General features: G+C 64.1%; 18 protein-coding genes and 1 riboswitch. Of the genes, 6 read left to right on the forward strand and 12 right to left on the reverse strand.

Features of this window, described 5'->3' with window-relative positions:
* Positions 1-12: 12 nt before the first annotated feature.
* The 7 genes from ABIB24_RS02350 to ABIB24_RS02380 form a co-directional block, all read right to left on the reverse strand.
* A complete protein-coding gene (locus ABIB24_RS02350; RefSeq protein ID WP_354316066.1) occupies positions 13-627 on the reverse strand; it encodes a response regulator in 615 nt (204 codons plus the stop codon).
* 230 nt (positions 628-857) lie between these two features.
* Complete coding sequence (locus ABIB24_RS02355; protein ID WP_137164101.1) at positions 858-1,100, reverse strand: DUF1272 domain-containing protein; 243 nt, start codon at positions 1,098-1,100, stop codon at positions 858-860.
* A 66-nt stretch (positions 1,101-1,166) separates the two neighbouring features.
* A complete protein-coding gene (gene cobM / locus ABIB24_RS02360; RefSeq protein WP_354316067.1) occupies positions 1,167-1,919 on the reverse strand; it encodes a precorrin-4 C(11)-methyltransferase in 753 nt (250 codons plus the stop codon).
* A 31-nt stretch (positions 1,920-1,950) separates the two neighbouring features.
* Positions 1,951-2,337 (reverse strand): cobalamin biosynthesis protein, encoded by a 387-nt coding sequence (locus ABIB24_RS02365; RefSeq protein ID WP_137164100.1) that lies wholly within the window; start codon positions 2,335-2,337, stop codon positions 1,951-1,953.
* The gene (locus ABIB24_RS02370; RefSeq protein WP_354316068.1) at positions 2,337-3,023 is read right to left on the reverse strand and encodes a CbtA family protein; all 687 of its coding nucleotides are present in this window, start codon (positions 3,021-3,023) and stop codon (positions 2,337-2,339) included. The genes ABIB24_RS02365 and ABIB24_RS02370 overlap by 1 nt, the downstream gene beginning before the upstream one ends.
* A 9-nt stretch (positions 3,024-3,032) precedes the next feature.
* Positions 3,033-3,221, reverse strand: a complete 189-nt coding sequence (locus ABIB24_RS02375) for a CbtB domain-containing protein (RefSeq protein ID WP_025339304.1) — start codon at positions 3,219-3,221, stop codon at positions 3,033-3,035.
* A 93-nt stretch (positions 3,222-3,314) separates the two neighbouring features.
* Positions 3,315-3,538: riboswitch (cobalamin riboswitch) on the reverse strand.
* A 410-nt stretch (positions 3,539-3,948) separates the two neighbouring features.
* Entirely contained in the window at positions 3,949-4,428 is a 480-nt protein-coding gene (locus ABIB24_RS02380) for a GNAT family N-acetyltransferase (protein WP_137164098.1), read from the reverse strand.
* A gap of 125 nt (positions 4,429-4,553) precedes the next feature.
* Here ABIB24_RS02380 and ABIB24_RS02385 point away from each other — a divergent pair, with 125 nt between their 5' ends.
* The 6 genes from ABIB24_RS02385 to ABIB24_RS02410 all read left to right on the forward strand — a co-directional run bounded on the left by ABIB24_RS02385 (position 4,554) and on the right by ABIB24_RS02410 (position 9,666).
* Positions 4,554-5,183, forward strand: coding sequence for a LysE family translocator (locus tag ABIB24_RS02385; protein WP_238066388.1), 630 nt, complete (start codon positions 4,554-4,556; stop codon positions 5,181-5,183).
* Between the two features lie 21 nt (positions 5,184-5,204).
* Positions 5,205-6,089 (forward strand): alpha/beta fold hydrolase, encoded by an 885-nt coding sequence (locus ABIB24_RS02390; RefSeq protein WP_274079185.1) that lies wholly within the window; start codon positions 5,205-5,207, stop codon positions 6,087-6,089.
* A gap of 63 nt (positions 6,090-6,152) precedes the next feature.
* Entirely contained in the window at positions 6,153-7,127 is a 975-nt protein-coding gene (locus ABIB24_RS02395; protein WP_289514782.1) for a nucleotidyltransferase family protein, read from the forward strand.
* Positions 7,128-7,223: 96 nt separating this feature from the next.
* Positions 7,224-8,111: a pirin family protein gene (locus tag ABIB24_RS02400; protein WP_025339299.1), complete on the forward strand. Its 888-nt coding sequence runs from the start codon at positions 7,224-7,226 to the stop codon at positions 8,109-8,111.
* A 180-nt stretch (positions 8,112-8,291) separates the two neighbouring features.
* Complete coding sequence (locus ABIB24_RS02405) at positions 8,292-9,221, forward strand: DNA-3-methyladenine glycosylase family protein (RefSeq protein ID WP_085664758.1); 930 nt, start codon at positions 8,292-8,294, stop codon at positions 9,219-9,221.
* A gap of 184 nt (positions 9,222-9,405) precedes the next feature.
* Positions 9,406-9,666, forward strand: coding sequence for a DUF1652 domain-containing protein (locus ABIB24_RS02410; RefSeq protein WP_025339297.1), 261 nt, complete (start codon positions 9,406-9,408; stop codon positions 9,664-9,666).
* 19 nt (positions 9,667-9,685) lie between these two features.
* Here the strand turns inward: ABIB24_RS02410 and ABIB24_RS02415 are convergent, their stop codons facing one another.
* The 5 genes from ABIB24_RS02415 to ABIB24_RS02435 form a co-directional block, all read right to left on the reverse strand.
* On the reverse strand, positions 9,686-10,300 hold the full coding sequence (locus ABIB24_RS02415) for a Yip1 family protein (protein ID WP_075045332.1): 615 nt from the start codon (positions 10,298-10,300) through the stop codon (positions 9,686-9,688).
* Positions 10,301-10,396: 96 nt separating this feature from the next.
* On the reverse strand, positions 10,397-10,684 hold the full coding sequence (locus ABIB24_RS02420) for a hypothetical protein (protein ID WP_075045331.1): 288 nt from the start codon (positions 10,682-10,684) through the stop codon (positions 10,397-10,399).
* Positions 10,685-10,853: 169 nt separating this feature from the next.
* The gene (gene alkB, locus ABIB24_RS02425; protein ID WP_274120580.1) at positions 10,854-11,501 is read right to left on the reverse strand and encodes a DNA oxidative demethylase AlkB; all 648 of its coding nucleotides are present in this window, start codon (positions 11,499-11,501) and stop codon (positions 10,854-10,856) included.
* A 279-nt stretch (positions 11,502-11,780) separates the two neighbouring features.
* Positions 11,781-13,226 (reverse strand): curlin, encoded by a 1,446-nt coding sequence (locus tag ABIB24_RS02430; protein WP_025339293.1) that lies wholly within the window; start codon positions 13,224-13,226, stop codon positions 11,781-11,783.
* Positions 13,227-13,242: 16 nt separating this feature from the next.
* Positions 13,243-13,716 carry a curlin gene (locus tag ABIB24_RS02435; RefSeq protein WP_137164094.1) on the reverse strand — a complete coding sequence of 158 codons (474 nt, stop codon included), beginning with the start codon at positions 13,714-13,716 and terminating at the stop codon, positions 13,243-13,245.
* Between the last annotated feature and the right edge of the window lie 4 nt (positions 13,717-13,720).

Below are 13,720 nucleotides of genomic sequence, written 5' to 3' on the forward strand. Positions count from 1 at the left end.
GCCACCGAGCGCTCAATAGACGCTGTTGCGCTTGGCCAGGTCGACCATTTCAACCAGCGATTCGGTCTTGAGCTTTTCCATTATGCGGCCCCGGTAGGTGCTGATGGTCTTGGCACTAAGGTTCATGCAGGTGCCGATATTCTTGTTGTTCTCGCCGCGTGACAGGCGCCTGAGCACTTCCATTTCCCGGTTGGACAGGCTTGCCAGGCGCATGGGCTCGCTTTCCAGCGAGTTGCTGTTGACCGACATCTGCGGGAAGGTCGAGTAGCCCTTGACCAGGGCCTTCAGGGCGAACAGCAGGGCCTCGTGGTCTTCATCCTTGGTGACGAAGGCTCCAATGCCGGCATCCAGGCAGCGCCGCACGTACAGATCGGTGGCCTGGCCGGTCAGTACCATGATCTTGGGGGCCGGTTCCAGGCTTTGGAGGCGCTTGATGACTTCCATGCCGTCCAGGCCCGGAAGCCCGATGTCGAGGATGACCACGTTCGGGCGCAGTTTGCGGACCTCCTGCGTGACTTCACTGCCATCGCCGACTTCGCCGACGACATGGAAGCGCTCGCGTTCGAGCAGCATTCGCAAGGACAGTCGCACGATGGGGTGGTCGTCGACGATCAGCACGGTAGTCATGAAGAAAACTCCTGTCAGGATGTGGTCCGCTTCCTGGATCACTCAGGAATACGTCTGCAAGTGGGGTTATCGGAAGCGCTGCACGATACGACCATTCCCGAAATTTGGTAATGCCGAGTATAGAAGTGTTGAAAGTCCCCGGGCTAGTTGTTGAAAAGTCCTACAAAGCGTGGGAAAGACATCACCCTGACAAAGCGGCGATGTCTGTCTTTTTTATGTTTTGAAGTAGCTCACGCGCAGGCGGAATGTGCTTTGCTCACGCGCTGGGTCGAGGCGGGGTTGTTGGCCAGCGCCTGGCCGACCCGTGTCGGGCGTGCCACCAACTGGCCGGTGCAGTTCGGGCAGCGGCCCTGGAAACGGGTTTCGGCGCAGGTGCGGCAGAAGGTGCATTCGAAGGAGCAGATCAGCGCATCGGGGCTGTCACCGGGCAGGTCGGTATCGCAGCACTCGCAGTTTGGGCGTAGGTCCAGCATGGGCATGACTCCTGTTTGCAGGCGGGAAACCGGAGTCTGCTACGCCCGTGGCGAACCTGGCAATGCTCAGTCGCCAGGGCGATAGAGGTGGGCATGCCCGGCGCGGTACAAGGCCGATTCGGCAAACGGTGTGTTGCCCAGCACATGGCCCACCAGGATCAGCGCCGTGCGTCGGAAGCCCTTGGCCGCGACGCGTTCGACGATATCGCCGAGGGTGCCGCGCACCCAGTCCTGATCCGGCCAGGTGGCGCGATGCACCACCGCCACCGGGCAGTGCGCGCCGTAGTGCGGCAGCAGTTCTTCGACGATGCGCGACAGGTGCTTGACCCCCAGGTGAATTGCCAGGGTGCTGCCGTGGCGCGCCAGGTCGCCAAGTTGCTCGCCGGGCGGCATCGGCGAACTGTCGCCATAACGGGTAAGGATAACGGTCTGTGCTACCTGGGGCAGGGTCAGTTCGCAGCCGAGCAGGGCGGCGCTGGCCGCCGTGGCGGTGACCCCGGGGATGATCTGGTAATCGATGCCCAGCGCCTGCAGATGGCGGATCTGCTCGCCGATGGCGCCGTACAGGCTGGGATCGCCACTGTGTACCCGGGCCACATCCAGGCCTTGCTCATGCGCACTGCGCATGGCGGCAATGATCTGTTCCAGGTGCAGTTCGGCGCTGTTGATCACGGTCTCGGCCTGGTGGCCCTCGAGCACGGCGGCCGGTACCAGCGAGCCGGCATAGATGATCACCGGGCACTGGCGGATCAGCCGTTGGCCCTTGATTGTGATCAGTTCCGGGTCGCCGGGGCCGGCGCCGATGAAGTAGACCGTCATGGAAAGTCCTTGCAGGAAAGAGGGGAAACGTTCAATAGGCCAAGGCGAGGGTAGCCGGGCCCAGTACCTGGCGCCTCAGCAGCAACCTGGCTGTGCCGAGCCGCTGGCTGGCCTGGGCCAGTGCCGCGCTCTCTGCCACGCCCCAGCAGCCGCAGTGGGCATGGGCAGCAGCGGAGCGGTGGCTGAGCTGGAGTTCGTAGGGTTGCAACTGCGCGGTATCGTACAACACCAAGGGCACGCCGAGGCGTTCGGCCAGTTGCTGCAAGCCGGGTTCGTCGGCCTTCAGGCTGATGCTGGCGATACCGTGCAGGTCGGCCAACGCCAGGCCCTGGTTGGCCAGGGCCTGGCGTAGCAAGGTTTCCAGCGTATCCGCCGGGCAACCCCGGCGGCAGCCGAAGCCGGCGTAAAAGGCAGGCATCAGGCTTGGCTGGAGCGCCGGAACAGCCAGGCGCTGAGCAGGCCCAGGGCCAGCCAGAAGGCGGCGTTGGTCAGCCAGGAGGCCACTTTGAACTGGGTTTCCAGTGCGGCGGGGGCCAGGCTCTCGTGCACCTCGGGTTGCGGCGCACCGATCACGTGGGGAATGACCAGCAGCACGGCGCCCAGCGCCTTCAGCAACCAGTGGCGGGCGAAAACCAGCAGGGCAAGGCCCAGCGCGGTGGCGCTGGCGGTGCCGATCCACCAGGCCTGACGTTGTCCCAGGTCGGCGGCTGCAGTACCTGGCAGTTCCGGCGGCAGGCCCAGGGTCGGGGCCAGGCAGAACACGGCGAAGCCGGCCAGGCCCCACAGTGCGCCGGTGCCGGCACGCTTGGGTTCGCGCAGGCTGTACAGGGCGGTGAGGATCAGGGCGAAGCCGACTGCGACCACCAAGTTGCCGCCGGTGGTGGACAGCACCCGCTGCCAGCCGTCTTCCGGCGACCAGGCTTCGGCACTGTGTTCATGGGCGGCCACTTCGCTAGCATGCTCGTGCTGGGCGACCGGGGCTGAGGATTCGTAGGTTTCTGCCTCGAGAATCAGCGGGGCGACCCAGAAGCTTTGCAGCAAGGTCAGCAGCAAGGCCGCCAGCAACCCGCTGAAGCCCGCGGTACGGGCAATGCGTGTGATCATCGGGCGTACTCAGTGGCAGGGGAAGGCGGCGCTGTGGCGGGTGTCGTGGGCGGCGTTGTGCACGGCTTCGATGTGCGAGAAGCCGGCGAAATACACCAGGCACAGGCCCAGCAGGCTGGCGCCGACGGCGATGACGACACGCTGGCTGAGGGTGACGGGGGTGGTGATGCTGTGTTGCTTGGCGCTGGTGACGGGCATGACGCGTTCCTCTGCTTTTTGTGGGCAACGGGCAAGCGCGGCAGCCCCGAGCGTGGCAGCCCAGGGGAATGCAACAGCGCCCGCCCACCGCGGGGTGTTCATGAACGCCAGGCCGGTCTCCGGGCTTGCGAGGAGGAGCCAGGCTCCTGGAAGGCGTCACCTTCCCATGCCGGGTGATCGGGCACAGTGGTACAGACGCTTCGCTCGCTTACCGTTGCGGGGGCAGCACCGGCCTTGTCCGGCCCTGCTGGAGGGCCTGTGACGCACCGGTTTCCCGTTTCACCCCCATCGGGGGCACCTGAACGCGAGGCATAAGGAGACCATGGGGCGGGGCTGCCGTCAATTGCCCTGATGGTAGGGCTTTGGTTTTGCAGTGCCTGGGAGATCGAGCGCCGCCCGCGCGGCGCTTCGCGGCACAAGGCCGCTCCTACATCTGTTTCCGGCCAGTTACTCCTGTGAGTTCACCTCTGTCCGTCTTGTTTGTTCCATTCGATATCGAGGGGCGCACGACTGCTCCTCATCAATCTTCAGCCAAGCACCAAGGCTGCAACCCACCTGGCACAGGAGTAATTGGCCGGAAACAGATGTAGGAGCGGCCTTGTGCCGCGAAGCGCCGCGCGGGCGGCGCTCGATCTCACAGGCGCTGAAAAGCTCAAGGCATGCGCACTCAAGCCCTCATGCAAGCCGATTCGGCCTGTAGTGGTCTATGCCGTGAGCATTCACCTGGTCAGCCCCGGGCAAACGCCGCCAGCTTCTCCCCATCCAGCCGGTAGCGCACCCACTCATCCTGTGCTTCGGCCCCCAGCTTCTGATAGAAGCCGATCGCCGGCTCGTTCCAGTCCAGCACGCTCCATTCCAGCCGCCCGCAATCATTCGCCACCGCTTCGCGGGCAATATGCCGCAGCAATTGCCGCCCGGCACCGTCGCCACGCTGCTCGGGCGTTATGTACAGGTCTTCCAGGTAGATGCCGTTGCGCCCGAGCCAGGTCGAGTAGCTGTAGAAATACACGGCAAAGCCGATTGCCCGGCCATCGCGCTCGCAAATCAGGCTGTGCACGGTGCTGCCCTCGTCAAAAAGGCTGTGCTCGATATCGGCAACGCTCGCGATCACCTCGTGGCGAGCGCGTTCGTACTCGGCCAGTTCGGTGATGAAGGCCAGGATCTGCTCGGCATCGGCGCGAACGGCAGGGCGAATGGTAAGGCTCATGGTGACGGCTTCCTTGGTCTGGTGGTAGCGGTACAGCGATGTGTATCTACACAATTTAGTGAAACTGTATCGGTCGCAGAGGAGGGCGACTCCGTTAGTGTGACAGCACCCATAAAGAATGTGGAATGCCTGCCATGCTTGCCTCTGCCGACCTGCTCACCGCCTTCGTGCTGTTTGCCTTCGTGTCCTCCATCACCCCTGGCCCCAACAACACCATGCTGCTGGCCTCGGGCGTCAACTTCGGTGTGCGCCGCTCCATCCCGCACGCCATGGGGATCAGCATCGGTTTCATGGTAATGGTGCTGGCCGTTGGCCTGGGCCTGGGCGAGGTGTTCAAGGCCTGGCCGCCGCTGTACACGGTACTGCGCTACACCGGCGCCGCCTACCTGCTTTACCTCGCCTGGAAGATCGCCACCTCCGGGCCGGTCGGCACAGCCTCATCCAGTGCCCGCAAACCGCTGGGCTTCTGGGGGGCGGCGGCATTCCAGTGGGTCAATCCCAAGGCCTGGGTGATGGCAGTCGGTGCAATCACCACCTACACGCCGGCGCAAGGCTATGTGACCAACGTCATTGTCATTGCCGCCTTGTTTGCCCTGGTCAACCTGCCCAGCGTGGGGGTGTGGGTGATGTTCGGCAGCGCCCTGCGCAACCTGTTGCAGAACCCACGCTGGCTGATGCTGTTCAATGTCCTGATGGCCTTGTTGCTGGTGATTTCACTGTACCCGCTGCTGTTTGTAGAATCGGTGTTTTCCTGACCCCGCGAGTACAGCAAGCCGATGCAGTTGATCCCCTGGTCCCACGAATGCGCCGAAGGCTTCACCCTGCGTGGCTGGCGAACCCCGGCCAGTGGCAAGCCGCTGCTGCATTTTCTGCACGGCAACGGCTTCTGCTGCCTTGCCTACCAGCCATTGCTGATGCGCCTGGGCGAACATTTCGACCTGTGGCTCAGCGATGTCCAGGGCCATGGTGACAGTGACCATGGCGGGGTTTTTCGTGGCTGGAACCGCACCGCTGTGCTGGCGGTGGAGGCTTTCGCAGCCGGGCTGGGCGAGTATGGCGACGTACCGCGCTTTGCCGTCGGGCACAGTTTCGGTGGCGTGCTCACCGGCCTGATCCTGGCCAGTGAACCGCAACTGTTCACGCGTGCAGTGCTGCTCGACCCGGTACTGTTCAGCCGGCGCATGCTGGGGGTGATGGGGGTGGCAGCCCTGGTCGGCTTGCACCAGCGTCATGCCCTGGCGCGCAAGGCCGCCAGCCGTCGCAGCCACTGGCCCGACCGCGAGGCAGCCCTGGCGTCGCTGCATGGGCGGGGTATCTTCAAGGGGTGGACCGATGCGGCGCTGCGGGCCTACGTCGAGCATGCCATCGGCGACTGTGGCGAAACGGTGGTGCTCAAGTGCCGGCCCAGCCGCGAAGTGGAAATCTTCAGTTCCTTCCCCAAGCGCATGTGGGCAAGCCTGACGGCGATCCGCACGCCCACGCGGGTGCTGTACGGCGAGCACACCTACCCCTTTGTGCCCCATTCGGTGAGCCGCCTGGTGGCGCTCAACCCTCAGGTGACCGCCAGGCAGGTTGCAGGTGGGCACTGCTTCATGCAGGAACATCCTGAGGCGTGTGCCGAAGAAGTGCAGGCGTTCCTGCTGCAGGGGCCGGCGGGATAGTTTTTCCAGACAGCACCGGGTGCGAAGGCGTGAGTAACCTTGGGCTTTGCCCGAGCGTACGACATGACCAGCAAGACCTTGCTACAGCCATCGTATCTGCAAGAACGCTACGACTACTCCTGCAAGACAATCGAGTCACTCAGGCAAGCCATGTACAGCACGCTTGCACCACTTGCGGGGCGGTCACCACTGGCTGTGGTCAGCGTGGGCTCCTATGGTCGATGCGAGGTTTCCCCTGTTTCGGACATCGACTTTTTCATCGTGCATGACAGCAGTTTGCCGGCGGGTCGTCTGGACGACATATTGCGCCAGGTCAGCGACCTTGTCCGGCCCATCAGCCATCCGGGAGAAAGCGACGAGGCTAAATTCGGCCGTGGGGCGTTGGCGCTGTACTCGGACTTGAGCGAACACATAGGCTGGAAGTGCGAAGACAATACTGCGCTGACCAGGCGAATGCTGATGTTGCTCGAAGGCCGGCCCCTCTTCGGGCATGAGGCCTTTGCCTGGTGGCAGAATGACCTGCTGTGCCGTTATGTACCTGACGACCATGGACGCGGGCTTGCCAGGTTCCTGCTTAACGACCTGATCCGCTACTACCGCACCCTCATGGCGAACTTCGAGGAAAAGAGGGCCGAAGGCAAAGCATGGGGTGTACGCAACATCAAACTGCAATTTTCGCGAAAACTGCTTTTTGCAGGCGGCATCGTGGCGATTGCCGAGGCCTACGGCCTCCCTGCGCCGTCGAAGGTCTTGCGCCTTCAACAATTGCTGGCCCTCACCCCTTTGCAACGCCTGGCAAAGCTCGGTCATTCCAACCCCTATAGCGTGGCTCTGTTCGAAGACTACGCAGTCTTTCTCGAGTTGATATCGTCGGTGGAAAATCGCCGCCATCTGGACAGACTGACCCCGGGCCAGGCAATGGCGGATCCGGTCTATCGGGAACTCAGGGTGCGGGGGCAAGCCTTTTCGTTGAAGCTGGAGCATTGGTTGAGGTCGCAGTACACGGGGCATCCGATACTTCACGCCGTGTTTTTCTGATTGTCCTTTAAATGAGACGATGCATGCCATTTTAGCCAGCTATTGCCTGATTGGTATCACTGGTAAGGTTATCTCAACCAAGAGAGGAGCCTTCTCATGAAAACGATTCTGGGTATTCACCGCAGCCCCCACGCCCACTGGGTAGGTGATGGTTTCCCGGTGCGCAGCCTGTTCACCTACGACAACCTGGCCAGCAAGATCAGCCCGTTCCTGCTGCTGGACTATGCCGGCCCTCATGACTTCACCCCGACCAGTGCGCGGCGCGGCGTTGGCCAGCACCCGCACCGCGGCTTCGAGACCGTGACCATCGTTTACCAGGGCGAACTGGAGCACCGCGACTCTACCGGCGCTGGCGGCTTGATCGGCCCCGGTGACGTGCAGTGGATGACTGCTGCCAACGGCATCATCCATGAAGAGTTCCACTCCCCAGGCTTCGCCCGCACTGGCGGTACGCTGGAGATGGTACAGCTGTGGGTCAACCTGCCGGCACGGGACAAGCGCGCAGCGGCTGGCTACCAGACGCTGCTGGCCGAGGACATCCCGGTGGTGGCGCTGGACGGCGAGGGCGGTAGCCTGCGGGTGATTGCAGGTGAATATCGTGGGCATTCGGGGCCGGCGCGAACCTTTACCGCCATGGATGTCTGGGACATGCGCCTGAATGCCGGTGCAACCTTGCAGCTGCCGGTTGCCGCCGGCCGCAATGCGGCGCTGGTGGTGTTGCGCGGCAATGTGCGGATCAACGGCGAGCGCGAAGCCGGCCCATCCAGCCTGGTGCTGCTTGACCGCGGTGGTGAGGATGTTGCCGTCGAAGCGCTGGAAGGTGCCAGCCTGCTGCTGCTCAGCGGTGAACCGATCGACGAGCCGATCGTGGGCTATGGCCCGTTCGTGATGAACAGCCAGGCAGAAATTGCCGAGTCGTTCGACGACTTCCATGCCGGGCGGTTCGGGCAGATGCAGGATGCACGGGACGGTGCGGCGCATTGATCCTTGCCTGAAAAAGCTGGGGCTGCGTTTGCAGCCCTATCGCGACACAAGGCCGCTCCTACAGGGAAGCACGACCCCCTGTAGGAGCGGCCTTGTGTCGCGATAGGGGCGCAAAGCGCCCCCAGCACTCAAAAACCACGTCCGGATTGAAACCATTGGCATTACTGGCATGATCACCCCATGCCCAAGCTCACCCCCCTGCACGCCGTGCGCCGATCATTGCCCACCCCCGGCCACCACACCTTGTGGCTGCGCTACCGCGCCCCTTACCACTGGCCCTCGACCCTGGCCTTCCTCGCTGCCCGTTGCATCCCCGGCATCGAGACCTGCCTCGACGGCACCTACCGCCGTACCCTGGTAATTGCCGGCCGCCACGCCGTCTTGCACGCCACACCTTCGGGCAGCCAGTACCTGCGGGTCCGCCTTGAGGGCGTCCCGGCCCACGCGCTACCCGGCCTGACCGCCAGGCTGAGGCGGGTCTTCGACCTCGATGCCGACCCCGCGCGCATCAATGCCGAACTGTCCCGCGATCCGCTGATGGCCCGCCTGCTACAGGAGCGCCCGGGCCTGCGCGTGCCACAAGGCTGGGACGCCTGCGAGCAGGCCATGCGCACTGTGCTGGGCCAGCAGGTCAGTGTGGCCGGGGCCATGACCCTGGCCGGCCGCCTGGTGCAACGCCACGGCGTGCCCTTGCGCTGGCCCGCACCGGGCCTGAGCCACGTGTTCCCGGCGCTGCCGGTATTGGCGGCTGCGCAGTTCGACGGTATGGGCATGCCGCGGGCGCGCGCCGCCACCCTGGGCACGCTGGCCAGCGCCTTGCTGGCCGAGCCCGGGCTGCTACGCCGCGGGCAAGTGCTGGACGAACTGCTGCGCAACCTGTGCCAACTCAAGGGGATCGGCCCCTGGAGCGCGCACTACCTGGCGTTGCGCCAGGCCGGCGCGGCCGATGCCTTGCCGCTGGGCGACGTGGCGCTGGTCAAGGCGTTGCGCCTGCTCGAAGGCGACGACGCCCAACTGGCGCAACGAGCCCTGGCCTGGCGACCGTGGCGAGCCTATGCGGCGCAGCATCTGTGGGCATCGCTGGGGCCTGCCGGCACCGCTCGTCGCTAAGTCTGCCATTGCGTTCGAACACTCGGCCTGCACAGGCAATCTTCCACTAAGGTGCTAGAGGATTCCCCGCATGATCATTGCCCAGGCGCATGGACGCCTGCCCCGGCATGCGCAATATCAATTGGCGCCTCGCCCGACAAAGGCGTACTCACACAACAGGCCATCCCAAAGAGAGGGTCGTACCATGTCGTTGATAGGAGTTTCGATGCTAGAAATGCGGCAGATGATCGAGCAGGCCTGCCTGCCCGACCGTTGCGAAGTCAGCTGCACGGACGGCGCCAACCTGACCATCCGCCTGGGTCAGGGCCAGAGTCTCGACGAGGGCGTGACCCTGAGCGGGGTCCCCCTGCATAGCCTCAACAGTTGCCGCGACCTAGTCAACTTGGTGGGGCAGCTGCACGCGCTGCGTGACAGCCACCCGGCGCCACTCAAGGCGATCGCCTGAGGCGCCTGCCGCGCCCCGGTCAGCCCAGGCTGGCCGGGCGCACATATTCCGGCATCAGGCCGTTGAACCAGAACAGGATCATCGCCACCAGGATGGTCACCAGCAGCAGCAACCCCACCCCCCACACGCAGGTCGCGAACAGCATGGCCTGTTCCTTCTTCAGGCGCAGAAAGGTCTGCAACCCGCCATACAGCAACACACTGGCATAGGCCGAGGCAGCCAGCAGCGCCGCCAGCGCCAGCCAGCGGATCGGCAGCAGGCCGACCACCCCGGCAAAGAACCATGGCGTGGCGCAGTAGGCGGCAAAGCCGATGCACTGGTTGAGGCTGGGCTGCGCATCGAAACCGCGCGACATCCAGCGGATCATCGTGCCCATCAACATCACTCCGACGACTGTGGTGGCATAGAGCAGGCCCGCCAGTTGCGCGGCGCTGGCCATGCTCAGGCGCACCCGCTCCTCGGCCGCCAGGCTCCAGCCGAAGGTGGTGGTGCCGACGAACAGGCACACCGCGGGGATCAATGCCAGGGCCAGCAGGCGCGGCAGATATTGCTGCGGGTGGTCTTCCTCGGCCCGGCGAATATCCAGCCAGGCGTCGGCGGGGTGAGTGAAGAGCTTGAGCAACGGACTGTTCATTGGCGTTCTCCGCGTTCTCCGGCAGGCATGGGCCCTTTTGCTATGGAGACGTGACGCGCCCCGTGGGTTCAGCCGGGTTGATCGCCGTTGATCGTCTTACAGCAGTTCCAGCAGCAGGTTCAGGCCGCCATCACCGCACTTGCCCTGGTCGCGGACCACACCGTGGTAGCTGCGCCCGTCCCAGACGAAGGCCACGCTGTGGGCACGGTCGACCTTGTCGGGCAGCGGCGGGCAGATGTGCAGGCGCAGGCCCGGGCGGCCTTGCAGGTTGAGGGCGGCGAGTTGGCACTGGCATTCCACGCTTTGTGCCACCGGGCCGAACAGGGTGTCGCGTACGTAATCGAGTTGCAGTGAGGAATTGGGCGCGCGGCAGGGCATTTTCATGGGCGCGCGGCTCCGCTGTGAGGGGTTGGGGAACAGGGCTGGCAGGGCATGGCGGGCTCCAGGCTGAAGAGGGCATGGCATATCGTTTGAAGCTTGCCTGGCCAAGATGTTCAACGTGTTTCATGCGCGTTCATCCTGTTTGCGCCGGGTGGCGGGCCGTTGGTCCGATTCAGCCACCGGCCTTGCGCAAGGTCAGGTTGATCCGCCGTTCACCCAGGCGCGGATGCACGCCGGGCTTGATCGGGAGCACGCCGTGAAACCGCAAGCGGTCCCCTCCACCCCAGACCAGCACATCGCCATGGCTCAGCGGGATGCGCTGGGTCTTGTCGGCGCGCTGCAGGCCACCGAACAGGAACACCGCCGGCAAGCCCAGCGACACCGACACGATCGGTTGGCCGAAGTCCTGCTCGTCGCGGTCCTGGTGCAGGCTCAGGCGGGTGCCCGGCAGGTAGTGGTTGACCAGGCAGGCATCCGGCACGAAGCCGTCGAACCCGGCCATGGCCGCGGCGCGGTTGGCCAGCTCGAGCAACACGGGGGGCAGGGCGGGCCAGGGTTTGCCGCTGAGCGGGTCGCAGGGGCTGTAGCGGTAGCCGTGTTCGTCACTGACCCAACCTAGCGTGCCGCAGTTGGTCAACCCTACCGCCATGCGCAGGCCGCCTGGGGTGTGCATGTGCCGGAACGGCGCGGCACGCAGCACCGGGCGCAGGGCATCGAGCAGAGGCTCGATCTCGGCCAGGGCGAAGCCGGGCAGCAGCACGGTGTGACTGGCCAGGCGTTGCGGCTGGGGGTCGAACAGGTCGAGGTCGGACTGGATCATGGGATTGGGTATCGGCTTGGTTGAGGACCATTGTAATGCGCTTGGCAGGCTTGGCCTATTCGCGGGTGGACAAGACGCCCCGCTTTGTAGGAGCAGCCTTGTGCTGCGAAGAGGCCGGTGCAGGCAACAGATATGTATGGCCATTGCCGGCCCCTTCGCAGCACAAGGCTGCTCCTACAAGGCCCTCGCTAAATCAATAAAAAAAAAGGAGTTGTGACAGGAATAAAAAGGAACCGCGGCACCAGGGAGAGGAGCACCGCGGTTCAAGGGGGGAGCGATCTACTGCTGGGTCACGGTGGCCACGTTCGCGCTGCCCAGCTGGCTGATGGTCGCGGTCTGGGTGACACCGCTCTGGTCGACGTACGCCTTGTTGCCCTGGCCTCCCTGGGTCACGTAGGCGACGTTGTAACTGTCAACCTGCTTGATGGTGGCTTCGTTGCCGCCACCGTACAGCTGGTTGGTGTAGCTCTGGTTGCTGTAGCCGGACTGGTCCAGGTTGATGACGTTGCCGGTGCCCTGGCTGTTGCCGTAGGCATAGTTTTCGGTGCCACGCTGGTCGGCGATCAGGATGTTGTCAGTGCCGTTCTGTTCGAAGTACAGCTCGTTGTTCATGTCGGCCTGCTTGGTCTCCATCTGGTTGCCGGTGCCTTTCTGGGTCAGCGTGGCCAGCTGGTTGTCACCGTTCTGGGTCAGGTTGGCGCCGTTGCCATTGCCGTTCTGGTTGATGGTGGCGTTCTGGTTGGTACCGAACTGCCCGCCCATCTTGGCGCCTTTCCAGTTGCTGGCAGTGACGCTGTTGCCATTGCCCTTGGTGTTGATGGTCAGGTTGAGGTTTTCACCGTTCTGGTAGGTGAAATGCACGTTGTTGCTACCGGTCTGGGTGATGGTGGTGGTCGAGTTGTTGGTCTCGAACTGGTCCGACCAGCTGGCGTTGGCCGTGCCCTGTTGCGACAGGCTGACCTTGTTGTTCATGCCGAAGCTCTGGTCGATATAGCCTTCGTTCATCTGGCCGGACTGGGTTACCGATGCCTGGCTGGCGGTCTGGTTGTCCTGCCACACTTCCACCGAGTTGCCGCCACCGTACTGGCCAATGCCGATGGTGCCGCCGGTGCCGTCGCGCTGGTCGCCATACGCCCAGTTGCCCTTGCCATCCTGGTAGACCTGGATATCGCCATCGACGTAGCTCAGGTGCTCGGCGGCGGCGTAGTTGTCCTGGCCGGTCTGGTTGATGATGCTGCTGTTGTTGCTGCCACCAAAGGTCTGCTCGATGAAGGCCTCGTTGCGCTGGCCGGATTGCCAGGTGGTGGCCTTGCTGCCTTCCTGGCTGTCCTGCCACACGGTCGAACTGTTTTCGGCGCCTTGCTGGGTTTGCAGCGATTGGTTGCCCAGGCCCAGCGACTGGCTGACGAAGGCATCGTTGTAGCTGCCGCTGGCGTGCTGGGTGACCTGGCTGCCGTTCTCGAACAGTTGGTCGGCGTAGCCGGCGTTGTACTGGCCGTTGGCGCTCTGCTGGATATCGCTGGTGCTCTCGGATTGCACCGCCAGGTGGTTGTTGCCCTTGCCGGTCTGGGTCTGGGTGGCCGAGGCGTATGGCGCCAGGGACTGGCTGACTTCGGCGATGTTTTCCTTGCCGTCCTGGGTCTGGGACGAGGTGCTGTCAGCAGCCATGGCCTGACCTGCAAGGGCCAGGACGATAGCGGCACTTAACGGAGCGAGCTTGTACATGGGGGTGCCTCCAGGTCTATCGGTATTGGGTGATCTGAACGTGCTGGCCATTGCCGGCCTGAGTCACGGAGCTGTTGAGGCCAGTGCCGGACTGCACGATGCTGGCGCTGTTGTCGTTGCCGATCTGCTCGATGGCCGCGCTGTTGCTGCTGCCGCTCTGGCGGATCGACGCGCTGTTGCCATTTCCCTGTTGGCTGATGATGGCCATCAGGTCACTACCTTCCTGCAAGATGTACGCTTCCTGCGCGCCTCCGGCCTGGACGATGCGGCCCAGCAGGGCCTGGCCGTTCTGGTCGAGGGCGGCGCGGTTGCCCGCGCCCTGCTGCTCGATCACCGCAGCCTGGCCGGCGCCGGCCGGCAGCAGGCGGATGATCACCGGGTCGCCGAGGTCGTTGCCGGGCGCGAGGTCGGCATTGTCCAGCAGGTCCTCGGCCCAGCAGGCCTGGCCCACCAGGGCCAGGCCGAGCAGCAGGGGGTACAGGCGTTTCATTGCA

The sequence above is a fragment of the Pseudomonas sp. UYEF17 genome (assembly GCF_040546125.1).
GTDB classification, from domain to species: Bacteria; Pseudomonadota; Gammaproteobacteria; order Pseudomonadales; family Pseudomonadaceae; genus Aquipseudomonas; species Aquipseudomonas putida_Z.

Coding starts and splice junctions, on each gene's coding strand:
- ABIB24_RS02350 (WP_354316066.1), bottom strand. CDS start 627: ATGACTACCGTGCTGATCGTCGACGACCACCCCATCGTGCGACTGTCC.
- alkB (WP_274120580.1), bottom strand. CDS start 11,501: ATGATCCAGTCCGACCTCGACCTGTTCGACCCCCAGCCGCAACGCCTG.
- ABIB24_RS02435 (WP_137164094.1), bottom strand. CDS start 13,716: ATGAAACGCCTGTACCCCCTGCTGCTCGGCCTGGCCCTGGTGGGCCAG.
- ABIB24_RS02375 (WP_025339304.1), bottom strand. CDS start 3,221: ATGCCCGTCACCAGCGCCAAGCAACACAGCATCACCACCCCCGTCACC.
- cobM (WP_354316067.1), bottom strand. CDS start 1,919: ATGACGGTCTACTTCATCGGCGCCGGCCCCGGCGACCCGGAACTGATC.
- ABIB24_RS02370 (WP_354316068.1), bottom strand. CDS start 3,023: ATGATCACACGCATTGCCCGTACCGCGGGCTTCAGCGGGTTGCTGGCG.
- ABIB24_RS02380 (WP_137164098.1), bottom strand. CDS start 4,428: ATGAGCCTTACCATTCGCCCTGCCGTTCGCGCCGATGCCGAGCAGATC.
- ABIB24_RS02365 (WP_137164100.1), bottom strand. CDS start 2,337: ATGCCTGCCTTTTACGCCGGCTTCGGCTGCCGCCGGGGTTGCCCGGCG.
- ABIB24_RS02385 (WP_238066388.1), top strand. CDS start 4,554: ATGCCTGCCATGCTTGCCTCTGCCGACCTGCTCACCGCCTTCGTGCTG.
- ABIB24_RS02420 (WP_075045331.1), bottom strand. CDS start 10,684: ATGAAAATGCCCTGCCGCGCGCCCAATTCCTCACTGCAACTCGATTAC.
- ABIB24_RS02395 (WP_289514782.1), top strand. CDS start 6,153: ATGACCAGCAAGACCTTGCTACAGCCATCGTATCTGCAAGAACGCTAC.
- ABIB24_RS02430 (WP_025339293.1), bottom strand. CDS start 13,226: ATGTACAAGCTCGCTCCGTTAAGTGCCGCTATCGTCCTGGCCCTTGCA.
- ABIB24_RS02415 (WP_075045332.1), bottom strand. CDS start 10,300: ATGAACAGTCCGTTGCTCAAGCTCTTCACTCACCCCGCCGACGCCTGG.
- ABIB24_RS02400 (WP_025339299.1), top strand. CDS start 7,224: ATGAAAACGATTCTGGGTATTCACCGCAGCCCCCACGCCCACTGGGTA.
- ABIB24_RS02355 (WP_137164101.1), bottom strand. CDS start 1,100: ATGCTGGACCTACGCCCAAACTGCGAGTGCTGCGATACCGACCTGCCC.
- ABIB24_RS02390 (WP_274079185.1), top strand. CDS start 5,205: ATGCAGTTGATCCCCTGGTCCCACGAATGCGCCGAAGGCTTCACCCTG.
- ABIB24_RS02405 (WP_085664758.1), top strand. CDS start 8,292: ATGCCCAAGCTCACCCCCCTGCACGCCGTGCGCCGATCATTGCCCACC.
- ABIB24_RS02410 (WP_025339297.1), top strand. CDS start 9,406: ATGTCGTTGATAGGAGTTTCGATGCTAGAAATGCGGCAGATGATCGAG.